Here is a 22,772-nt window from a genome sequence, read left to right on the forward strand (position 1 = left end):
GGGTGGCCGGAACGGTCGGCACCACGTGCGCCGCGGCCGGCCGTCGGCCGTTGCCGGTGCCCGGGCGACGGGCGCCGGCGTCCGCCGCGGCTCGCGCGGCCACCGCCTGCTCGACGACCCCACCGCTCCCGTAGCACCCTGACGGGATCCTGCAGTTCCCGTCCCCCGCACCACTCGGTCAACGGAGAGCACCCCATGCGCACCCTCAGGCTCGGCCTGTTCGACAACGCCCAGACCAACGCGAGCGGCACCGCCACCTGGCGTCACCCCGACAGCCGCCGGCACCTGTTCGACACCCTCGGGTACTGGCGCGGGATCGCGCGGCTGTGCGAGGACGCCAAGCTCGACTTCCTCTTCCTGGCCGACGCCTGGGGCTGGTCGGAGATCGACGGGGTGCGCCCGCCGATCGCCACCGAGGAGGCCCTCGACCTGCCGCGCCTGGACCCGTTCGTGATCGCCTCGGCGCTGCTGGCGAGCACCACCGACCTGGGCCTGGTGGTGACCGGCTCGGTGCTGGTGGAGCCGCCGTACGCGTTCGCCCGCCGGCTGGCCACCCTGGACCAGCTGTCCGGCGGCCGGATCGGCTGGAACATCGTCACCACCGGCACCGCCGACACCGCGGTCAAGGCCTTCGGCATGGACATGGTGGCGCACGACGACCGGTACCGGATGGCCGAGGACTTCCTCGACCTGGTCTACAAGTACTGGGAGGGCGCCTGGGAACCCGACGCCCTGGAGAAGGACAAGGCCGGCCGCTTCGCCGACCCGGCCAAGGTGCACCCGGTCGAGCACGAGGGCCCGTACTTCCGCTCGCACGGCTACGGCAACACCGCCCGCTCCCCGCAGGGCACCCCCGTGCTGTTCCAGGCCGGCGCCTCCCCGGCCGGGCGGCGGGTCGGCGGGCGGCACGGGGAGTGCATGTTCGTCGGCAGCGGCTCGGTGGAGCAGCTCGCCGGGCACACCGCGGCGATCCGCGAGGAGGCCGTACGGGCGGGCCGGCGCGCCGACGAGGTCAAGGTGATGTCGGCGTTCTCCTGCGTGCTCGGCGCCACCACCGCCGACGCCGAACGTCGCTGGCAGCGCGTCCTGGACGCCCAGCGCCCGGAGGTCGCCGTCGCCAGCTACGCCATGTTCACCGGCCTCGACCTGTCCTCGTACCCGCCGGACACCCCGATGTCCGAGCTGTCCACCGAGCTGTCGCGGACCCAGGTCGCCCGGTTCGCGGACCGGACCGTCGGTGACGTGCTCGCCGACTGGCACACCCACGGCGTCGGCGCCCGCCCGGTGGTCGGCACCGCCGAGGAGATCGCCGACGAGATCTGCGCCCTGGCGGAGGGCGCCGACCTGGACGGCTTCCTGCTCTCGCCGACCGTGCAGCCTGCCTCCACCACGGAGTTCGTCGAGTCGGTGCTGCCGCTCCTGCGCGCCCGCGGTGTCTTCCGCGGCGAGTACACCGAGGGCGAGTCGCTGCGCGAGCGGCTGACCGGCGCGTCCGACCGGGCGCTGCCGACCAGTCACCCGGCCGCGCGGCACCGGCACTGATGGCTGACGGTCAGAGAGCGGCATAGACCAATGGGGCCGTCAACCCCGCCCCGGCGGATCGGCCGGAACCCGGCCGTGCGCCGCCGGGGGTGGCCGACGGCAGTGGCCGACGGCGGGGCTGCCACGACGTCTCCCCGGAAGGACACCGCCGGATTGACACCGCCGTCAGGGGGCCACAGCGTGGCAGGTAGCACTTCTCCCGCCCTGGTCGGTCCCGGTTCCGCCGTGTCGACGACACAGAGACCGACACCGACACCGACGCGGACGGGGACGGCACGACGGGCCTCGTGGCGCCCGCCGGACCCGAGAGGAACCGGTACGGACGATGTCGGACGGAAAGACGGCCAGGCGCATCGCGAAGTTCATCAAGCCCTTGCGGGTGAAGCCGGGTTCGCGGGTGGACCTCGTGGAGGACTTCGACCCCCGGTACAAGGCGGGCATGCGCAAGCGTGACGGCGTCGAGCTGCTGCGCACCGGCGTGTCGCTGCTCTCGGAGTACCAGGCACGGCTGGCGGCCCAGGACACCTACGGGGTGCTGCTCTGCCTCCAGGCACTCGACGCCGGCGGGAAGGACGGCACGATCCGTCACGTCATGAGCGGGGTGAACCCGCAGGGCGTGCACGTGAGCAGCTTCAAGGTGCCCTCCACGGAGGAGCTCGACCACGACTTCCTGTGGCGGTACGCCCAGCGGCTCCCGGCGCGCGGGGACATCGGGATCTTCAACCGGTCGCACTACGAGGAGGTCCTCGTGGTGCGGGTCCACCCGGAGAACCTCGACCGGCAGAGGCTGCCGCAGGACGCGAAGGGCCCGGGCGTCTGGCACCGCCGCTACCGGGAGATCAACGACTGGGAGCGCTACCTCACCGACAACGGGTTCAAGGTGGTGAAGATCTTCCTGAACGTCTCCAAGGAGGAGCAGCGCCGCCGCTTCCTGGCGCGGATCGACCTGCCCGAGAAGAACTGGAAGTTCTCCGAGGCGGACATCCGCGAGCGCGAGTACTGGGACGCCTACCAGGAGGCGTTCTCCGACATGCTGTCGGCCACGAGCACGCCGTGGGCCCCCTGGTACGTCGTGCCGGCCGACCGCAAGTGGTTCGCGCGCATCTGCGCGGCGGCGGTGCTCGCGCACACGCTGATCGGGATCGATCCGCAGTTCCCCACGCTCGACGAGCAGGCCCGGAAGGGACTGAACGCGGCCAAGCGCCGGCTGGAGGCGGAGGCCCCCGGGGACGCCCGCGGGTGAGTCGTACGCGCGGACCCCGACGTTCCCGGACCTTGCCGTTCCCGGACCTTGAGGAGTGAAGAATGGCGGATCAGGCTGGGCCGTCCGGCCCGCAGGAGTCCCCGGCCCCCTGGTACGCGCGGCCGCCCCGGGAGGTCGCGGCCACGCTCGGGGTGGACCCGGCGGCCGGGCTCACCGCCGCCCGGGCGGCCGAACTGCTCGCCGCCGACGGGCCGAACGCGCTGCCCGAGGAGAAGACGCGGCCGGACTGGCTGCGCTTCCTCGACCAGTACCGCAGCTACATGCAGATCATCCTGCTGGCGGCGGCGGTGGTCTCGTTGGCGATCAAGGAGTGGACCACCGGCGTCCTGCTGATCGTCCTGACGCTGTTCAACGCGGTGATCGGCCTGCGGCAGGAGGGCAAGGCCGAGAGCGCGATGAACGCGCTGAGGTCGATGATGAAGGCCACCGCGCGGGTGCGGCGGGACGGCGCGGAGGCGGAGATCCCGGCCGAGCAGCTGGTCGTGGGCGACGTGGTGCTCGTCAGGGCGGGCGACGAGGTCCCGGCGGACGGAAGGATCGTCGAGGCCAGCGCGCTGCAGATCGACGAGTCGGCGCTGACCGGCGAGAGCGTCCCCGCCGCCAAGGACGCCGGCACCCTGCCGGCCGACCCGCTGGGGCCAGGCGACCAGACCAACATGGCGTTCATGAACACGCCGGTCACCCACGGCAGCGGGCTGCTCGTCATCACCGCGACGGGCGCCGGCACCGAACTGGGCAAGATCTCCGGGATGCTGTCGGCGACCGAGAAGGAGCAGTCGCCGCTCACCAGGCAACTCGACACGCTGACGCTGTGGATCGCGGCGGCGGCCGGTCTGACCATGGTCGTGATGTTCGCGCTCGGCCGCAGCCGCGACCAGGCGTGGGACGCCCTCTTCGTCAGCGCGGTCTCGCTGGCCATCGCGGCCATCCCGGAGGCGCTGCCGACGGTCAGCCAGGTCATCCTCTCCGTCGGCAGCCTCAACCTGGCCAAGCGCAACGCGATCGTGAAGGAGCTGCCGTCCGTCGAGACCCTCGGCTTCACCTCGGCCATCAACTCCGACAAGACCGGCACCCTGACGATGAACCAGATGACGGTCGTGGAGGTGCTCAGCCCCACCGACCGCTACACCGTCTCCGGCACCGGCTACCGCCTCGACGGGCGGATCCACCACGCGGCGGGCTCCGCCCCGAGCATCGAGGAAGCCGTGCTGCCCTACCTGGTCGCCAACGACGCGAAACTGGTCGAGGGCGAGGTCGTCGGCGACCCGACCGAGGGCGCCCTGCTCGTCCTCTGCCACAAGGCCGGGCTGGACATCGAGGGCACCCGGGAGCGCTTCCCCCGGCTCGCCACGCTGCCGTTCGACCCGAGCTACAAGCTGATGGCCAGCTTCAACGAGGCGAAGGACGCGGACGGCCGGGCGGTGGTGCGGTGCTTCGTGAAGGGCGCGGCCCCCGCGGTCACGGCCCGCGCCTCCTCGGCCGTCTCGGACGGCGTGGTCGTCCCCTGGGACGCGGACCTCGGCGGACGCGCCCTGGCGCAGACCGAGCGGATGGGCGGCGAGGGGCTGCGGGTGATGGCCGGGGCCGTCCGCGACCTGGAACCGGCGGACTTCGACCCGGACGGCGACCTGCTGGCGCACGTCCGGGACCTGCGGATGACCAGCCTGGTGGCCATGGTCGACCCGCCGCGCGAGGAGTCCCGGGCCGCGGTCGCCAGCGCGCAGGCCGCCCACATCCGGGTCCGGATGGTGACCGGCGACGACGTCACCACCGGCGCGGCCATCGCCCGCAAACTCGGCATCGAGGGGGAGGCCGTCCTCGGCGCCGACTTCGCCGCCCTGCCGGAGCGCGAGCGACTGGCCCGGATCGACGGCATCGGCGTCGTCGGCCGGGTCGCGCCCGAGCACAAGGTGCTGCTCGCGGCCACGCTCAAACAGAAGGGCGACGTGGTCGCGATGACCGGCGACGGCGTCAACGACGCGCCGGCGATCAAGGCCGCCGACATCGGCATCGCCATGGGCAGCGGCACCGACGCGGCGAAGAACGCGAGCCGCATGGTCCTCGCCGACGACAACTTCGCCACCATCGTCCACGCCGTGGCGGAGGGCCGGAAGCTCTACGACAACCTCACCAAGTACATCCGGTTCGTCCTGGTGCTGCTGGTGACGTTCGTGCTGACCTTCCTCGGCGCCACGATCCTGAACATCGCCGCGGGCGAGCCGTTCACCCCGGCGCAGGTCCTGTGGGTCCACTTCGTGGTCAACGCCCCGTTCGGCTTCGCCCTGGGCTTCGACCAGGAGAGCCCCGGCCTGATGCGGCGCACCCCGCGCCCGCGCGGCGAGACGGTGCTGACCAGGCCCGTGATGGTCACCGTCGGACTCGCCGGGCTGGCGATCACGGTCGCCCTGCTCGGACTGATCAAGCTGGGCGAGGCGCGCTACCACAGCGCGCACGTCGGCAACTCGATCGCGTTCACGGCCTTCGCGCTCTGTCTGATCGTGGCGGCCTACGAGTGCCGCAGCGAGCGCGCCACCGCGCTGAGCGTCCGCACCTTCGACAGCAGGCAGATGAACCGGGCGGCCCTGGGCGAGTTCGTCCTGGCGGTGCTGGTCACCCAGATGGACGCCTTCCACCACGTCCTCGGGACCACCGACATCGACGCCCGGCAGTTCGGCTGGGCCCTGCTGGCCGCCGTCGCCCTCCTGCTGCTGTGGGAACTGGGCAAGTTCGCGGCCCGCAGAACGCCGGCCGCCCGCGCCGCGGCGCCCGACCCCCGGCCGTGACGGTGCTCCGGAGCCCCTGACGAGACATGGCTGCCCCGCCCCGCGCTGCCGGACCTGAACGAGCTGAGCCGGCTGCTGCTGCCCGCGCTGGGCATCCTGCTGGTCGGCCACACCGACTTCATCCTCACCGCGCGCGCCTTCGAGAAGCCCGGGCAGGAGCGGCGGCTGGACGCCAACCAGGAACTGGCCTGGTGCCGGGCGTGGCCGGGATGCACGACGTCGACGACTACCCCGAGGCCCGGGCCGTCCCCGGCCTGCTCGTCTACCGCTACGACTCCCCGCTGTTCTTCGCCAACGCGGAGGACCTCCACCGGCGGGGCGCTCGCCGCCCTGGCCGAACAGCCGGAGCCGGTACGGTGCCCCGCACCGCGCCGAGGCGACCGCCACCGGCGCACCGTCGGGAAGCTTTCAAGCTTCAGTGGTTCAGGCTGAGTTGCTCGAACAGCCGGTGCAGGGCGGCGCCGGCGAGGTGTTCGCGGTGGCTGAGGCAGTTGCGGGCGTCGAGCAGGACGAACAGGGTCTGGGCCTGCGCCTGGGTGAACCGGAGCCGGCCGTGGCGCTTGGCGGCCGCGAGCTGGCTGAGCTCCAGGGAGCGCAGCCGCTCGGTCGTGCTGGTGCCGGCGGGCATGGTGCGGTCGGAGCCGTAGACGGCGAGCATCTCGGCAGGGGGAAGGGTGGCGGTGGGCAGCACCCTGGTCGCCAGGGCCTCGCGGGCGTCGTCGATGAGCGGGAGCAGGGTGCGGTTCTGGGCCAGCCAGACGAGTTTGTCCAGGGTGGAGCCGCTGGACGTGGCGGGGTGGGGGCGCAGGTGGCCGTCCCAGGAGTCGACGGCGCCGGCGTTCCACCGCGGATGCAGGGCGGCGGGCGGTTGCTGGGCCAGGCCGCCGCTGTGCTGGGTGGGGGAGGGGGAGCCAGCAGGGGCGGGCGCCGGGACACGGGTGGCCCCGCAGGCGCCGCTCAGGGCGGTGGACAGGCTCTCGGGCCGGCCGTCCCAGGAACGCGCGAGGGCGGCGGCGAGGTCGAGGTGGGGGCCGCAGACCTCGACGATGGTGGCCTGGACGAGCACCTCCTCGATGCGGTGGCGGCCGGTCAGCCCGGCGCGGGCGCGCAGCGGACGGTTGACGGCGGTGACCGAGGCGGTGTCGAGGCGGCCGAGGGCTCCCCACCACCAGTGGACGGCGACGTCCTCGCCCCTGAGCCGGTCCGGATAGTCGGGGGGCAGGTCGTCGGGGGTGGCGATGACGAGCAGCCGCGGGCGCTGGTCGGGCGCCAGGCCGGCGGCCTTGGCAGCGGCGGGCAGACGCAGCAGGAGCTGGGCGAGCGCCTCGGGGTCCTTCTCGTCGGCGGCGTCCAGGACGTAGACACACCCGTCGGCGTGATCGATGGTCAGCCTGTCGTACACGGAACCGGCCGACGCACCGGGCAGGAGGCCTTCGAGGCGGGCCTCCAGGTCCCGGACGCGGTCGGGCGCGACGCGGGGGCGGGGGACGGGCGGTGCGGGCGCGGGGGCCGAGGCCGGGTCGGCTCCGAAGATGGAGGCCATCATCCCGGTGAGGAAGCTGTCGTCGATGTCGAGCACGGGCGGCTGGCCCGACCACAACGGCTCGGGCTCGGGCTCGTCCGGCTCGGGCTCGTCCGCTGCCGACGGTGCGCCCGGTGGCGGCACCCGGAGCCAGTGGGGCTGGGTGGTGAGGATGCCGGGCAGGAGCGCCGCCGAGTCCGGCATCGCGGCGGGTACGAGCAGCAGGCAGCTGTGCCCGGCGGCCAGGTCCTTGGCGACGCGTCGTATCCAGAGCCGGACGCCGGGCAGTGTGGTGAGGGAGTGTGGGTCGGCGCCCGCTGCGGTCCGAGGCCCGGAGTCGGCCGTCACTCCTGCCCCGCCGTGGCGGCCAGGGCGCGGAAGGTCACCGGGTCGAGCGCTATCCCGTTGTCGCCCTCGTCCAGCACCCCGAGGTCGGTGAGCCGCCGGACGAGGTCCAGGACCTGGTCCTCGGGGACGTCGATGATCGACGCGATCCGGGCGGGGGTGTCCTCCTCAGGGCTCTCCAGGAGTTCGGTCCAGCGGGTGAGGAGCTCGGCGAGGTTCCTGTCGAGACCGACCTTCTGCAGGTGCACGGCGCCGAAGTCGGCGCGGGTCGTCGCGTTGCGGACGCCCTCCAGGGCGGCGTCGACGGAGGTGCCGGTGCGGGAGACCTGGTGGACCGTCTGCTCCACCAGCTCCGGCCAGCCGCCGGTGGCCTCCACCAGCCGGCGCCGACGCTCGGGCGTTTCGAAGGGGGACTCGGGCCAGGCGCGCAGGCTGTCGGCCGTCCACCGCTGGGGCCGGATCGCCTCACCGATGAGGTCGGTGCGCTCGTAGACGCCCATCGGGTCGACGATGATCACCGCGGAGCGCGCGGCGGGGCTCGCCGCGGCGGTGTGCTCGCGCAGGCGGTCGAGGGCGTCGGTCAGTTCGGCCTGGCTGCGGCGGCGGAGGTCGACGATGACCAGCTGCGCGTCCTTCTCCTTCGCCTTCGCCTTGGCGAGCGCGGTGAGGCGGGACTTCAGACCGGGGCCGTCCGTGCGGTGCACGGTGATGCCCCGGGCGGCGGCGTAGGCCTCGACGGCGTCGACCACCAGGGACGGGCGCAGCACCTCGGTCACGCACACCGCGCTCACCCCCTGGCCCGTGACGGTGTGCAGCTGGTCCTCGGTGAGCGGACTGAACGTCTGGATTCCGCTGGGGGAGTGGCCGAGCAGCCGTCGGGAGTAGCGCGGGTTGTACTCGATGGGCAGCCGGAACTCGGTGTCGCGCAGCTCGTGTTCGAGCGCGTCGGGCGTGCCGAGGACACCGACGACGTTGGGACTGCGGACCGCGTAGGTCGGGTCGTCGCCGGGCTGGCGGACCAGCAGGCCGAGGCCCACCATCTCGTCCAGGTAGATCCGCACCTGGCTGGAGTTGAGGTTGTCGAAGCCCTCCCGCCAGCGCTCGCGGGCCTCCTGGAGGAGCTCGTCGGGCTGGTAGCCGCGCCGGTGCGCGTCCTTGAGGCTGAGCAGGGCGATCACCAGGGTGAGCACCCGGTAGCGGTCCTCCAGGTTTATCGTGATGCGCATCCGCTCGGCGATGCGTTCGCGGACCTGCGGCGAGGCGGTGACGGCGCGCACGTCGGCCTCGGTGACGGTGATAGGCCACCGGTCGGCGACGGGCTTGGCACGCAGCGCCGAGACGAGCTGGTCGCAGAAGATCTGCACCAGTGACGCCTGGAAGTTGGTCGCTGCCAGCACCTGCCAGGCCAGCTCGGGCCGCTCGAAGGTGTAGCCGAGCGCGGCCATCGGCTCGACGACCAGCGGCTGTGCCTCGGTGGGGTGGAGCGGGCCGACCAGGACGTCCGGCCCGCCGTGGGTGAGCGGGACGTTGGACAGCGCGCCGAAGCGCTGGACCTGGTGGAGGCCGGCGAAGACGACCTTGAAGCGGCGCCCGGTGCTGTCCATCAGCCGCTTGAGCCGCAGGACGTTGGGGAACGTCGACTCGCCGCCGTGGCCGTTGGCGGAGCGGGAGTCGGCGGTCAGGAAGGCGTCGGCCTCGTCCGCCAGTACGAGCAGGCGCCGCTGGGGGTCGGCGGTGAGCCAGTTCTCGATCTGCTCCAGCACCTTGTCCGGGACCCACTTGGTGCCGACCTGCTCCAGCACGCCCACGCGCTGCAACTGGGCGGCGAGGTTGGGCCAGATCCGCTCCGCCGGCTCGGCCTCACCGATCCCGTGGGCCTTCAGGTCGAGGTAGACGACCTTGTGGTGCTCGGTGGCGAAGGTGGACTCGACCCGGCGCAGCAGCGCGGACTTGCCCAACTGGCGTCCGCCGTAGAGGAACAGGCCACCCAGGGGGTCGACGACCTGGTTGATCTCCTGGGTGCGGCCGTAGAACACCTCGGGCGGCACCAGGCCGGCGACGAACGGCGTGTAGGGGTTGAACCCGGTCCAGGGCAGCGTGACGCGCTGGAGCGCGCGGAAGCTGCGCGGCGAGCGCGCGGCGATCCAGCCCAGCACCGCCGGGTCGACGACCAGCGCCTGACGGGCGCCCGCCCGGGCGCGCTCGGCGAGCTTGCGGCGGCCGGCGAGCCCCAGCGGGTGCAGGTAGAGGATCAGCGTGGCACCGCTGTCCCGTGCGTCCAGCAGGTCCAGGACGCTGCGGCCGACCGCCTCCTCGGGGACGATGACGACGGTGTACCGGCCCTGGGCCCGGGAGCCGAGCGAGGCGACGTAGCCGGGCCTGGACTCGCTGACCTTGGCACGCACGGTCGTGCGCAGCAACCCGATGCGGCGCTGGCCGTCGTCGACGTGGGTCAGGGAGCCGGGGTCGACCTCCAGGCCCAGCAGGCGCAGCACCCGCGGGAGGTGCCGCTGCCACTCGCGCGCCCGGGTGGAGGCGTTGCACAGCGCCTCCCACGCCTCCAGCGCGGGCCCCACGGCCTCGGTCAGCTCGCCGTTCGGGGCGTAGCGCCGGGCCCAGGGCTCGGCGCTGTAGCCCTGGCCCTGCCGCTGGGTGACGCTCAGGCCCAGGCCGGCGGAGAACTCGGTGAGGTCGGCGCCCCAGTCCAGGGCGCTCCAGTCCGGCAGCGGCTCGCCGCGCCTGGCCAGCGCCAGGTACTCAGCGGCGGTGACCAGGTCGTGCTTGTCCAGCGCCTGCTCGAACCGGGTGCGGTCGGTCTCGGAGAGCTCCAACTCGGCTATGTCGGCGCGCAGTTGCCCGGCATACGCGGAGACCGCCTCGCTCAGCCGCCCGGCCAGTGCCCGGATCTGCTCCACCGCCGCGCGGTAGGCGCCGTCGGGCTGGGGCTGCTCCAGTCCGGCCAGTTCGGCGCTGAACTTCCGCTCCGCGGCCGAGTCCGGCGCCTGCTGGATCCGCAGCTCGGCCAGCAGCCCGGAGGCGTCGGCGTGCTCGGCCCGCAGCCTGGTGCTCCAGCTCGTGCGCGCCGCCTCGATCGTACGGGCGTGGTCGGTCCGCACGGGCGCGTCACCGACAGCCGGCACCGCGCCCTCGCCGAGCGCCGCGGCCAGCGCCTCGGCGAGGTGCAGGTCGCCGCGCTCGCAGTGCGCCCGCAGCGCCGCGTCGCCGTCGACCCGCGACAGCAGCGGCGACAGCGCCGCCTCGTCGAAGCCGTCCGCGTCGGGGTCGGGACTGCCGTCACCCAGCCGCGGCAGGTCGGCCAGGACGAGCAGCGGCCGTACGTCGGGCCGGTGGTCGCGCAGGTCCTCCGGGAAGCCTTCGTGGTCACCGACACTCAGCGGGGTCGCCGCGGGCGCCTTGCCGCACAGCCACTGGCGCAGCAGGTGCAGCAGCGCGCCCTCCACCCCGGGCGGCGCCGGCTCGTTCGCCACACGGGTCAACACGCCCTTCAGCGACCCGGAGAGCCCGGCGCCGGCCTGGGACGCCGCGATGCTCCGCGCCCGGTCCAGCAGGTCGCTGACGCTCGCGATCGCCCGCAGCAGCGCCTGCTTGGCCTTGGCCTCGATCGGCTCCCGAGCCTGCTTGCTGGTGCGTACCATGACGTCGGCGTCCAGGATCAGCCGCTCACCGCAGTCCCGCCGCGCGAACTGCTCGGCCACCGCGTCCAGGGCCTCCAGCCCCGCCCGGCCCTGCGCCCACTCCACGATCGTCCGCAGCGTGGTGCCCAGCGGCTGCCCGTCCGACGCCAGGCGGGTCAGCACCTGCGTCGCCCGCGCGTAGCTGGTCCTGCGCTGGGGCAGCGTCACCAGCAGCTCGCGCGCCTGGTCGCCGATCACCTCCCGGGTCAGCCCCGGCGCCGGGTCCACCAGCCATCCGCCGGCCGGGTTTACCCGCTGGCAGTGGCGCACAGTCGACGCGGCGGCCTCCAGCAGCCGCGCCCAGGGCGCGGGCAGACCGGTGATCGGCTCCGCCTGGTTGAGCAGGTCGTTGGGCCAGCCCGCCACCAGGCCCGCGCGCAGCGAGGCCACCGTGGCGGCGATCTGCGCGCTCCGGTCGTCCCGGAACTCGGCGGCGCCGTGCCCGAAGGCGGAAAGCACCGCAGTGGCCGTGTCGTTGTCCTGGCACGCGAACGCGGCCTCGGCGAACGCCAGGGTGTCGGCGCGCAGCGCGACCTCGTCCGAGCCCCGGGTGTACCAGAACGCCTCGGCGAGCCGGCTCTGGCGCACCAGTTCGGCCACCGGGCCGGCACCTCCGGCCGACGGCTCCCAGGGGAGGAAGGCCAGGCGCTGCTCCTGCTCCTCTTCCTCCTCCGGCTCCTGCTCCGGTTCGGCGACGGTCACCGGCCGCGCCGTCGACTCGGACGCGGGCGGCTGCGCCGGGGCGGACTTCGGTACCGGCTCCTCCCGCAGTTCCGGCGTCGGCTCCGGGTCGGCCGCCGGAGCGGTGTCGTCGTCGGGCCAGTCCTCCTCCGCGGGGACGGCGTCCGCCACCGGCTCCGGCTCCTCCACCGCTTCCGGCGTCGGCTCCGCGGACGGTTCCGGCGCCGCGTCCTCCGCGAGGGCGGGCGCCTGTTCCGGCATCAACTGGTGCGGCAGGTCCAGGGATACGGCCGCCGGTGCGGGCAGTACGCCGCCGAGTTCTACGATCTGCTCCGCGATCCGGCCCCGGGCCGACTCCAGGCCGGCGCGGGCGACCTCGTCGTCCTCCTCCTGCAGCATGTCGGTGTACCGGTCGTAGCGGACCCGCAGCTCCTCGGCCCGTGCGTGGCGGGCCGCGGCCTGCTGCTGCGCCGCGGCGAGCTCCGCGATCACCGCGTCGAGGTCCTCGAACGTCGCGGCCGCGTCCCATCGTTGCCCGGTACCGGTGATCTGCTCGGCGAGCCGGGCCCGGTCGGCCGTGTACACGGCCAACCTGTCCTCCAGGTCCGCCGGTTCGACCGTGCCGCCGCTCTCGACCAGGTCCGCGAGGGCGCGCAGGTCCCCCGCCAGCGCGGCGGCCGCGTGCCGCAGGGCCTCCGCGGCGGCGGACAGGCCCTGGGGGGCCGGCTGGCTCTTCACCTGAACGTTCCTCTCCTGCTCGGATTCGGGGGCCAACGGCGCGGTCGCTTCCCGGCCCGCCGGATCGCGGTGGTCGGGCACCGCCGTGCCGGGGGTGTCGGCGCACCGTAGCAGCTCCACGACGGCGACGTCCCAGTCCTCTTCGAGCTCCGGGCGGTGCTGAACGAGGTGGTGAAGGCGGGCGTGGGCCAGCACCGGGGGGAGCTGGGTCAGCATCCGGCCGAACCGCTCCGGGTCGGGGTCGCGCAGCTCCTCCGCGGAGAAACCGTGGACCCGCGTCAGCAGGTGGTCCGCGAAGTCGGCCGCCTGCTGCCCGATCGAGTTCAGGACGTCCAGCGGCGCACGCCCCAGGAACGCCCGCGCGGTCAGGAGTTCGCGGCGCTTCCACACGAACTCGCGCGGCCTGCCGTCGACTCGGATACCGGCCAGGAAGGGAAGTGCGGTCGGGACCCGAAGGAAATCGCCCAGCCGTTCGTCTGTGAGGGAGCGAAGCCAACCACGTAGATCACCCGCATCTTGCTGCACAAGCGGGGAGTTTGCCAGACCGCGCACCCGACCGACACCCATACCGCGAGATCCGCCCACACGGCCGCGCGCATGTCAACCATGCGGCACCTGATCGTATGTCACAGTCCGGTCCCCGCCGTGTCCTGGCGATTGTGACGCCGTTCGGGGCACCGGAACCGGCCGGTCGGCCGTCCTGTGGTGTGTCCGTCGCCAACAGCACGCACCGCCATCGGGGAGCCACCATGACCATCCGCCGCCACCGCCGCCCGCTGCTCGCCTCCGCCGTCCTCGTCGTCGGGGCGGGGCTCGCGCTGACCGCCTGCGGGCCCGAGCACACGGACACGGCCGGCGGCTCGACGGCCTCCGCGGCCGCCACGGCGGCCGCCACGCCCTCCGCGGCCGCCCCCGCTACCGGGGCGCCCACCGCGGGCGCACCGGCCACCGGAGCGCCGTCGCACTCCGCCCCGCCGAAGACGTCCGGCGCGAGCCCGTCGGGCGGCATCAAGTCCGACGGGGGGAACACCGGCGCCGCCGGCCGCCCGTGCGACACCCAGAACCTCTCGATCCAGGTGACGATCCGCTCCGGGGCGCCGAGCCAGCGGGTGATCGAGGTGCACAACACCGGTGCGAGCGCCTGCAGTCTGAGCTCCTCCCCGGCAGTCGACCTGGGCAACTCCACTTCGCAGGACCAGAGCGGGAACATCCGGCCGGTGCTCGCCGGCGGCACCTCGCGCTTCCCGGTCGCGGCCGGGCAGAAGGCCTACGCGGTGATCGACCTCGACCCGAGCGGCGCCACCACCGGCACCGCCCGCGGCATCGACGAACTCAACGTGCTGGTCGACCAGGACGGCACCAACATGCCCCTCGCGAACACCCGGAACTTCCCGCTCGGCAGCGGCGTGCGCGTCCTGAACCCCAAGCTGGGCCTCTACCGCTCCACCGTGGCGGACGCGGTCGCCTCCATGGCGGCCGCCCCCAAGTAGCCCCGGAGCAGGCCCCGAGTGGCGCCTTCCGGCCCGCCGTCGCCGGGGGCGGGCGGTCCGCCTCGCACCGGCATCACGGAGCGTGGCCCCGATCACGGAGGGTGAGTCGGAACAAGGCCCCCAGCGACGGTGTTTCCCGAGTGAACGGGCACGGCTGCCCTCAGGTGGTCCCGGGTCCCGGGTCCCGTGGCGCCGGGCACGGCTGTCCGGATGTCCGCGCCACCGCGGTAGGAGGCCGGAATGACATTCGACGATGCCGGATTCGGGGGAGTGGACGGCTCGCGCTACCTGCCGATCGCCGAGCACGGCCTGATCGGCGATCTCAGGTCCGCCGCGCTGGTGGGGACGGACGGCACGATCGACTGGTACTGCTGCTCGCGGTTCGACGCTCCCAGCGTCTTCGCGTCCATTCTCGACGCCGACCGGGGCGGGTCGTTCGAGCTGGCCGCCGACGTGCCGACGCGCACCCGGCAGTTCTACTTCCCCGACACCAACGTGCTGATCACCCGGTTCTTCGCCACCGACGGGGTGGCGGAGATCCAGGACTTCATGCCGGTCGTGGACGAGTCGCGCGAGGCGGGCCGGCACCGGCTGATCCGGCGGGTGGTCTGTGCCCGGGGGACGCTCCCGTTCCGGGTCCGGGTGGCTCCCCGTTTCGGCTTCGGAACCGAGCCGCACACCGTGCGCCTGCGGCCGCACGAGGCCGTCTTCGAGTCCCCGTCGATGGCGCTGGCGCTGACGGCCACCGTGCCGCTGGAGCGCGACGGCGTGGACGTGTGGTCGCACTTCAAGCTCCTCGAGGGCGAGTCGGCGGTGTTCGCCCTCGACCGGGTCGGCGGTGACGTCACCCCGAGGTCGTGCCCCCGGGCCGAGGCGGAGGACGAGTTCGAGGCGACGGTGCGGTTCTGGCGCCACTGGCTGGCCGGTTCCCGGTACCACGGGCGGTGGCGCGAGATGGTGCACCGCTCCGCGCTGGTGCTGAAGCTGCTCACCTATGCGCCGACCGGTGCGATCGTGGCCGCGCCGACGACCAGCCTGCCCGAGCGGATCGGCGGCGAGCGCAACTGGGACTACCGGTACGTGTGGGTCCGCGACGCGGCCTTCTGCGTCTACGCGATGCTCCGGCTGGGTTTCACCGCGGAGGCCGAGGCCTTCATCGGCTTCCTCTCCGAGCGGGGCATCCTCCGCGGCGGCGGTGCCGGCACCGGCGACGCGGGACCGCTGCAGATCATGTACGGGATCGACGGGCGCAGCGACCTGCCCGAGCGCGAGCTGTCGCACCTGGAGGGCTACCTGGGGTCCGCTCCGGTGCGGGTGGGGAACGCCGCCACCGGCCAGCTCCAGCTGGACATCTACGGGGCGCTGATCGACTCCGTCTACCTGTACGACAAGTGGGGGCAGCCGATCAGCAGCGACCACTGGGACCAGGTCGGGGGCGTGGTGGACTGGCTCTGCGACCACTGGGACCAGCCCGACGAGGGCGTCTGGGAGACCAGGGGCGGCCGCAAGGACTTCCTGTACTCGCGGCTGATGTGCTGGGTGGCGATCGAGCGGGCGATCCGGATGGCGAACCGGCGCGGGCTGCCGGCGGACCTGGCCCGCTGGCAGCCCTGCCGGGACGCGATCTACCGGCAGATCATGCGGGCCGGCTGGTCGGCCGAGCGCCGGGCGTTCACCCAGAGCCTGGGCGTCGACATCCTGGACGCCTCCGTGCTGATGATGCCGCTGGCCAAGTTCATCTCGCCCAACGACCCCAAGTGGCTGTCGACCCTGGACGCGCTGGGCGCGGAACTCGTCTCCGACTCCCTGGTCTACCGCTACGACCCGCAGGCCAGCCCGGACGGCCTGCGCGGGGCCGAGGGCACCTTCTCGATCTGCTCGTTCTGGTACGTCGAGGCCCTGGCCCGCGCCGGACGGGTGGAGGAGGCCCGGCTGGCCTTCGAGAAGATGCTCACCTACGCCAACCACCTGGGCCTGTACGCCGAGGAGATCGGCCCGACCGGCGAGCAGCTCGGCAACTTCCCGCAGGCCTTCACCCATCTCGCGCTGATCAGCGCCGCCTTCAACCTCGACCGCACGCTCGGCTGACGCGGAGTCACCCCTCGCCGGGTTGACGGCCCGGTTGATGTCCCCGGTTGATGTCGGGCTTCCGCGGGGAAGAAGAAGACGACCGAAGCCGAATGAACAGGGATTTGCGTGCTTCGGGCGAATTGGGCGCTTATCATCTGAGGTCGTACAGGAATCAACACTTCCGGAAATGCTCGATCGCGCACCGAGCATCGACCGCCCCTGTTGTGACCTCTGCCACAGCATGACGCGGCTTCATGCTTTCCCTGACGGAACTCATATGGCCGAATCACTTCGTGATGGCCTGATGTCATATGACCGTTCGTCAAACGTTCATAATGAATGGCAGTGTGTAGGCGGTCGTATCCGACCCTTTCTGCACCATGTGTGTACCGATCGTGCACACGATGACGAATGGCTGAACTGTGCGCATGACCCGTTCGGATCGCAACGACGCGACCACGCGGCCCCGCCTCCTAGGCGCAGGCGAAAAGCTCACCCTCGAGGAGTTCTCCGGACTGGCCGGCCAGGTCGGGGGCTATCCCTATGTGAAGATCGTGCTCGACCGTGACGAGTCGGTGCTCCACTTCATCGACAGCGCCGACGGCATGCTCCACGTCCGCTACATCGGGTGCGAGATCCTCGGCATGTCGATCGACGAACTGGCGGGGCAGCTCGATTCCTTCAACGACGGCGTCTACCGGAATCCCGACCGTCGTTTCTATCTCGGCACCCTCGCCCGCCACACCCGTCGCGCCACGGAAAGCGGCGACGAGGCCGAGACCTTCCTGTCGCTGGAGACGGTCGACGTCGACACCATGTCCCAGGGCATGCTGCGGTTCTTCTACCACCGGGTGCGCGAGCACATCGACCCTTCGCTGCGGCTGGTCCTCAAGCCGGCCTGCCACCAGCAGGAGGTCTACCTCGCCGACATCCCGGAGAGCGAGATACCGCGCGTCCTGTCCCACGAGCTCTACTCCGCGGCCTCGTTCGTGCCGTTGAACCCCGGGACGGCCCACGGGCGGCTGCGGGTGTTCCGCTCGGAGGAGGACTACCGGGCCGACCCCGAGCCGCTGGAGTGGTACGACATCGTGGTGATGCCCCGGGTGCCCGAGGACATCCCCAGGGTGTCCGGCATCATCCACACCGAGCACACCACGCCGCTCTCCCACATCAACGTGATGGCCGCCGGCTGGCGGATCCCCAACGCCGTCGGCATCGGAGCCTTCGACCGGATCGACCGCGCCGCTCTGGCCGGCCGGTGGGTGAACTACCGCGTCGAGGCCGACGGCGGGGACCTCCTGCTGGAGGCCGCCGAGCCGGGCGAGACCAGGGGAGCACGGCCGGCCCCGCCGGTCGACCGCGTCACCGTGGACCGGCCCGACCTCGCGCCCACGCCCGTCACCGCGCTGTCCGAACTGCGCGAGGGGGACCACGTACGGTTCGGCACCAAGGCCGCCAACCTCGGCGAACTCACCCATCTGCTGCAACACGGCTCACCCCGCTGGCTCGGCTTCTACCAGGTGCCCCGGCCGCCCCGGGCCGACCTGCTGCGCTACCTGGCCCGGCAGCTCGACCTCCCGGAGGACACGGACGAGGCCGAACTGAACGCCGCCGCAAGGCTCCTGGTGAAGGAGTACGCCCACGTGCCGCGCGGGATCGTGCTGCCGTTCTCCCTCCAGCAGCGCTTCCTCGACTCCTCCGAACAGCTCCGGGAGGCCCTCGACCGGCTGGCCGCCGCGCTCCGGGACGAGGCCCCGCGGATCGAGGAACTCTGCCTCGACGTCCAGCGGTTGATCCGTGACACCCCGCTGCCCGACCCGATCCGCACCGAGATCGACCGGGCGGTCGACCGCCACCTGTACGGCGCCCCCGTCCAGGTCGTCCGCAGCTCCTCCAACGCCGAGGACCTGGCCGGCTTCTCCGCCGCCGGACTCTACGAGTCGGTGGCCGGCGTCAGCGGCACCGACGCGCTCCTCGACGCCGTCCGGGAGGTCTGGGCCTCGCTGTTCTCGCCCCGGGCGGTGCTGCTGCGGCGCCAGGCGGGCATCCCCCTGGACCACTGCCGGATGGCCGTGATCGTCCAGGAGCAGGTCGGCGCCACCGTCGGCGGCGTCCTGGTCACCTGCAACCCGCTGAGCCCGCAGGACTTCCGCGACGTCTACCTCAACGTCTCGCCGCGCTCGGTGACCGACGTGGTGGACGGCCGGGGCGCCCCGCTCCAGTACCTGTACAACACCATGGAGGGCGGCAGCCGGACGATCTCGCTGGGCACCGCCGCCACCGACCTGGACACCGCCACCAAGGACGTCGTGCGCCGACTGGCCCTGATCAGCCGGCTGTTGCAGTCGCACTTCTCGCCCGACAAGACGTACGCGGCTCCGGTCGACATCGAATGGGCGATCGAGGGCGACCAGATCGGCCTGCTGCAGCTGCGCCCCTTCCGCACCGCCGGCTGACGCGGCCGGACCGCCGTACGGGCCCCAGCCGCTCCCCGGCATGCCACGGGCCGGAGCGAACCTCCGAGGCCGCGGGCGAGCCCACGGGCCCGCTCGTCGGCGTGCCCATGGACGAGTGAACTTCCTTCAGGAGAAAGTACGTTGAACAAGATCCTCTACGTCTACGTCAAGGGCGGAGCCCCGCTGGAGTACGCGTTCCCGCGCATCGCCGCCTGCGGCGAGCTGCACGTCCTCGCGCTGGCGCCGCTGCCCACGGCCGGGGAGGACGTGTGGCGTCCCAGCTGCACCAGCATCGAGCTGGTGCCCGACGCGCCGCGCGGCGACGACCTGGTCGAGCTGATCGTGGAGTACGCGAAGGCCATCGGGGCCGACGCGATGCTGACCCTCTCGGAGTTCGCGGTCCTGGCCGTCGCGCACGCCGCGAGCCGGCTCCACCTGGCCGGCCCCGGAGAGGGGATCATCCGCGCCCGGGACAAGCGACTGATGCGCGAGGCGTGGGCGGCCGCCGGGGTGCCGATACCCGCGTTCCGCCGCGTCGACAGCCTCACCGACCTGACGACCGCGCTGGCCGAACTCACGCCCCCGCTGCTGCTCAAGCCGGCCTGGGGCGCCGGATCGGTCGCCCAGATCGTGCTGGACTCGGTCGAGGAGGCCGCCCCGGCGTGGGCCGGCATCGAGAGCGGGCTGCGGGCGGGCAGCCAGGTCGGCATGAACGAGCTCTACGCCGCGGACACCGACCGGGACCGCCTGGTCGAGTCGATCGCCCAGGGCTCCACCGAGGGCTGGTACCAGGAGCCCGGCTACGGCGACTATGTGAGCGTGGAGGGCATCGTCGCGGACGGCGTCTACCACCCCCTCGCCATCACCGCCAAGCTGCCGACCGTCCCGTCCTTCGTCGAGGTGGCCAGCACCTCGCCCTGCGTCCTCGCGGAGCCGCTGCAACGCCGGATCGAGGAGGTCTCGCGGCAGGCCGTCGACGCGCTCGGGCTGGAGAACTGCGGCACCCACACCGAGCTGAAGCTGATGGCGGACGGCGAACTGGTGGTCATCGAGACCGCCGCCAGGTTCGGCGGCCTGCTGACGACCAGGCAGGTCCACGAGGTCTTCGGACTCGACCCGATCGGCATGCTGGTCCGGCAACTGCTCGGCGAGCGGGTCGACTACCCCGCGGCCATGCCCCTCGACGGTACCGGGGCCGCCGCCTCGCTGGCCGTCGTCCCGGCCGACGCGGCGGGCGTGCCCTGGCGGACCAGCCCGGTCTGGAACCCGCAGGCCGTCGACTGGCAGAGCCTGCTGTCGCCGGGCAGCACCATCGAGGCCGTACCCGCCTTCGCGATGCCCGCGGGCCGGACGGTCCCCGCCTTCGACCCGTCCGCCGGGTCGCGCAACTGGCTCGGCGTCTACCTGCTGAGCGCCGTCGACGCCGCCACCCTGCAGCGCGACTGCAACGCCGTGCTGAACGGCATGGAAGCCGCCCTGCACCGGGCCGCCTCCTGAGCCGGCGCACCCCGGCATCCCCCCGACCCCACGACCGAGGTTCCTCCATGCGCGTACTGTTCGCCGGCGTCCCCGGCATCGGCCACCTCTTCCCGCTGGTCCCGCTCGCCAGGGCGATGCGCGAACTCGGCCACGAGGTCGCGGTGGCATCGATGGACGGTGGCGAGGCCGTCGCCGCGGCCGGGATGCCGTACCTGCCCATCGCGCCCGGGGTCGACTGGCGCAAGGTGATCAGGGAGGCCGGCCGCACCCGCCGGCCCGACCTGATGCAGCGGGTGGTCGAGAGCAACTCGGCCGACCGCGAGGCGTTCGTCCCCCTGGCCGCCCACGTCAACAGCGACGTGGCCGACGCGGTGGTCGAGCTCGCCACCCAGTGGCGACCGGACCTGGTGGTGTACGACTACCAGTTCCCGGTGGCCCTGCTCGCGGCGACCCGCCTCGGCGTGCCGGCCGTCCAGCACGACCTGGGGTTCGTCCGGACCCCGAAGCTGCGCGCGCTGATGCTGGCGGAGATGGCGGACACCTTCGCCCGGCACGGGATCGACCGGCTGCCCGAGCCCGCGGACGTCATCGACCTCGCGCCCCCGAGCATGGCGGGGGACGAAAGGTACGGCCGCTCGCTGCGGCCCGTCTCCTACAACGGCGAGGACGAACTCCCCGCCCACCTGGCCGTGCCCGCCGACCGCCCGCGCGTGGCGGTGACGCTGGGCACCGTCCCGCCCAAGACGGACGGCCTGACCAGGCTGGAGCGGGTGATCGCGGCGGCCGCCGACATCGACGCGGAGTTCGTGCTCGCCACCGGCGACCTCGACCTGGGCACGATCGACACCCTGCCCGACAACGTCCGCGCCTGCGGCTGGGTCCCGTGGCGGGCACTGCTGGACACCTGCTCGGCCGCCATCCACCACGGCGGCGGCAGCACCGCCCTCGGTGCCCTGGACGCCGGCATCCCGCAACTCGTCCTCCCCGACGGCTCCGACCGCTTCATCAACGCCGACGCGGTCCGGGCCCGGGGCGCCGGCCTGCGCGCCGCCGCCGAGGACATCGGCCCGGCGCTGCTCGACCGGCTGCTCACCGACGCCGACCTGATCCGCGCCGCGCGCGAGGTCAGCACCGAGATCGCGGCCATGCCCGCGCCGACCACCGTCGCGGAACACCTCACCCGCCTCGCCGGCTGACGCGGCCCGGCGGTGGAGCCGTCCGCACGGCACGTGCTGCCGTGCGGACGGCGATCGGCCGCTCAGGCCTCGCCCGCGGCGGCGGCCGTCAGCGGGCCGAAGGTCTGCCGGAGGTCGACGACCGTGGTCGGGCCCTTCACCCAGGCGAGCGGGGCGTGGTGCACCCGGACCCCGGCCGGGGGTTGGAGCAGGGCCTCGCCGGCCGTGTTCTGCGGCCACTCCACCGAGCCGGTGGCCGTCCGGGCCGGGACGAGCCAGTAGTCGCCGCGGGTGTACGCGCCGCCCGGCCGGAAGTACACCTGGGCGCCGTCCTCCAGGTCCAGCCAGGCGCCCTCCTGGATCCGCAGGGCGCCGCCGACCAGCGGCAGGGCGTCCCGGCCGCGGGCCGCCCGGTGGTCCCAGCGGCGCAGGAAGGGGCGGCGCTCGGCCAGCCGCCCGACCTCGGGACCCGGTTCGGCGGACAGCCGCACCCGGCGGCCCGGCAGGTCGGTCTCCTCCACCTGGAGGAGGTCCGCCGGCTCGTCCCGGCTGACGTACGCGCTGTCCCCGACCTCGACCCAGTCGCCCACCGAGAGACCGAGCTTGTCGTCGTCGCCCAGCGTGGTGAGGTCGACCCAGACGCCCTCGATCGAGGCGACCGGAAGGACGACCGAGCCGTTCTCCCGGGACCACTTGAACGTGGCGCAGCCCTCGGCGGAGCCGCCCCGGTGGACCTCCACCCGGTACAGCTGGTTCTCCGGGCCCCGGTAGGCGTCGTCGGGGTGGGCCAGGCACGGGTCCTCGTTCGCCCGCTCCGGCCGCCGGGCGCGCGCGGCCAGCCAGGAGGCGGGCCGCTCGTGCGGTTCGGCCCACGCGTCGAAGGCCTCCCTGACCCGGGACACCCCGCCGTCCGGCACGCTCAACTCCGAGGCGGGCAGGGCGAGTACCTGCCAGACGACCTTGGCCCGGGCCGCCGTGTCGGGCATAGCCGCGCCGAGCGCGACCTCGCGGATCTCCGGGTCCTCGACCGCGGTGACGCTGCGCTCCCAGACCTTCAGGTAGACCAGGAACGGGAAGTCGCCGGGCAGCCGGTCACCGGGCCGCTCCTCGTCCCGGTAGGCGTCCGGCTGGTCCCAGTACGTCCAGACGGCGGGCGCCTGCCGGGCCTCGCCGTCGCTGCCGCCGGTGCCTCCCCAGTCGCCGTCGTCGGGTACGGCGAGGCCCTCCTCGGGGCGGTAGGACTCGCACAGGATGCCGTCCACGTAGTACCGGCCGCCGCCGATGGTGAGGTCGTCCACGTCGTGGTTGCCCGGCACGTAGCCGATCGCGAACCCGGCCGCCGAGGCCGGTCCGCCGCTGCGGCCGATCAGGTCGGCGGCGAGCGTGCGCAGCTGGTAGCGCTCGATCGCGGCCTGCTCGTTGGCGTCGGCGTCGAGCTGGACCCGGCCCTGCTGGGTCAGCACGGCGGAGTAGTGCTTGCCGGGCCGGAACGTCAGGCGCGAGAAGTCTGCGTGCACGGTTTCCCTCTCACA

At 73.1% G+C, this 22,772-nt stretch carries 11 protein-coding genes and 1 pseudogene; 9 read left to right on the top strand and 3 right to left on the bottom strand.

Annotated features, from left to right (window positions below):
• The first annotated feature begins 195 nt into the window (after positions 1-195).
• The 4 genes and pseudogenes from ACWDBB_RS24680 to ACWDBB_RS24695 all read left to right on the top strand — a co-directional run.
• Positions 196-1,542 (top strand): NtaA/DmoA family FMN-dependent monooxygenase, encoded by a 1,347-nt coding sequence (locus ACWDBB_RS24680; RefSeq protein WP_449791670.1) that lies wholly within the window; start codon positions 196-198, stop codon positions 1,540-1,542.
• A 325-nt stretch (positions 1,543-1,867) separates the two neighbouring features.
• Positions 1,868-2,785 carry a polyphosphate kinase 2 family protein gene (locus ACWDBB_RS24685; RefSeq protein WP_449791671.1) on the top strand — a complete coding sequence of 306 codons (918 nt, stop codon included), beginning with the start codon at positions 1,868-1,870 and terminating at the stop codon, positions 2,783-2,785.
• 62 nt (positions 2,786-2,847) lie between these two features.
• Complete coding sequence (locus ACWDBB_RS24690) at positions 2,848-5,589, top strand: cation-translocating P-type ATPase (protein WP_449791672.1); 2,742 nt, start codon at positions 2,848-2,850, stop codon at positions 5,587-5,589.
• Between the two features lie 185 nt (positions 5,590-5,774).
• Positions 5,775-5,946, top strand: a pseudogene (locus ACWDBB_RS24695) (STAS domain-containing protein); the annotation flags it as partial.
• Positions 5,947-6,004: 58 nt separating this feature from the next.
• Here the strand turns inward: ACWDBB_RS24695 and ACWDBB_RS24700 are convergent.
• Both ACWDBB_RS24700 and ACWDBB_RS24705 read right to left on the bottom strand, forming a co-directional pair.
• Positions 6,005-7,459 carry a hypothetical protein gene (locus ACWDBB_RS24700; RefSeq protein ID WP_449791673.1) on the bottom strand — a complete coding sequence of 485 codons (1,455 nt, stop codon included), beginning with the start codon at positions 7,457-7,459 and terminating at the stop codon, positions 6,005-6,007.
• Positions 7,456-12,960 carry a hypothetical protein gene (locus tag ACWDBB_RS24705; protein ID WP_449791674.1) on the bottom strand — a complete coding sequence of 1,835 codons (5,505 nt, stop codon included), beginning with the start codon at positions 12,958-12,960 and terminating at the stop codon, positions 7,456-7,458. The genes ACWDBB_RS24700 and ACWDBB_RS24705 overlap by 4 nt, the downstream gene beginning before the upstream one ends.
• 359 nt (positions 12,961-13,319) lie before the next feature.
• On the opposite strand from ACWDBB_RS24705, the gene ACWDBB_RS24710 reads away from it, so the two are divergent.
• The 5 genes from ACWDBB_RS24710 to ACWDBB_RS24730 all read left to right on the top strand — a co-directional run bounded on the left by ACWDBB_RS24710 (position 13,320) and on the right by ACWDBB_RS24730 (position 21,261).
• Positions 13,320-14,060 carry a DUF4232 domain-containing protein gene (locus ACWDBB_RS24710; protein ID WP_449791675.1) on the top strand — a complete coding sequence of 247 codons (741 nt, stop codon included), beginning with the start codon at positions 13,320-13,322 and terminating at the stop codon, positions 14,058-14,060.
• A gap of 240 nt (positions 14,061-14,300) precedes the next feature.
• Positions 14,301-16,148 carry a glycoside hydrolase family 15 protein gene (locus tag ACWDBB_RS24715; RefSeq protein ID WP_449791676.1) on the top strand — a complete coding sequence of 616 codons (1,848 nt, stop codon included), beginning with the start codon at positions 14,301-14,303 and terminating at the stop codon, positions 16,146-16,148.
• Positions 16,149-16,558: 410 nt separating this feature from the next.
• Positions 16,559-18,586, top strand: a complete 2,028-nt coding sequence (locus tag ACWDBB_RS24720) for a PEP/pyruvate-binding domain-containing protein (protein ID WP_449791677.1) — start codon at positions 16,559-16,561, stop codon at positions 18,584-18,586.
• Between the two features lie 141 nt (positions 18,587-18,727).
• Entirely contained in the window at positions 18,728-20,083 is a 1,356-nt protein-coding gene (locus ACWDBB_RS24725; protein ID WP_449791678.1) for an ATP-grasp domain-containing protein, read from the top strand.
• Positions 20,084-20,130: 47 nt separating this feature from the next.
• A complete protein-coding gene (locus tag ACWDBB_RS24730; RefSeq protein ID WP_449791679.1) occupies positions 20,131-21,261 on the top strand; it encodes a nucleotide disphospho-sugar-binding domain-containing protein in 1,131 nt (376 codons plus the stop codon).
• Positions 21,262-21,323: 62 nt separating this feature from the next.
• On the opposite strand, the gene ACWDBB_RS24735 is transcribed toward ACWDBB_RS24730, so the two are convergent.
• Entirely contained in the window at positions 21,324-22,757 is a 1,434-nt protein-coding gene (locus ACWDBB_RS24735) for a DUF6519 domain-containing protein (protein ID WP_449791680.1), read from the bottom strand.
• Positions 22,758-22,772: the final 15 nt, after the last annotated feature.

The organism is Kitasatospora sp. NPDC001095 (assembly GCF_053598615.1).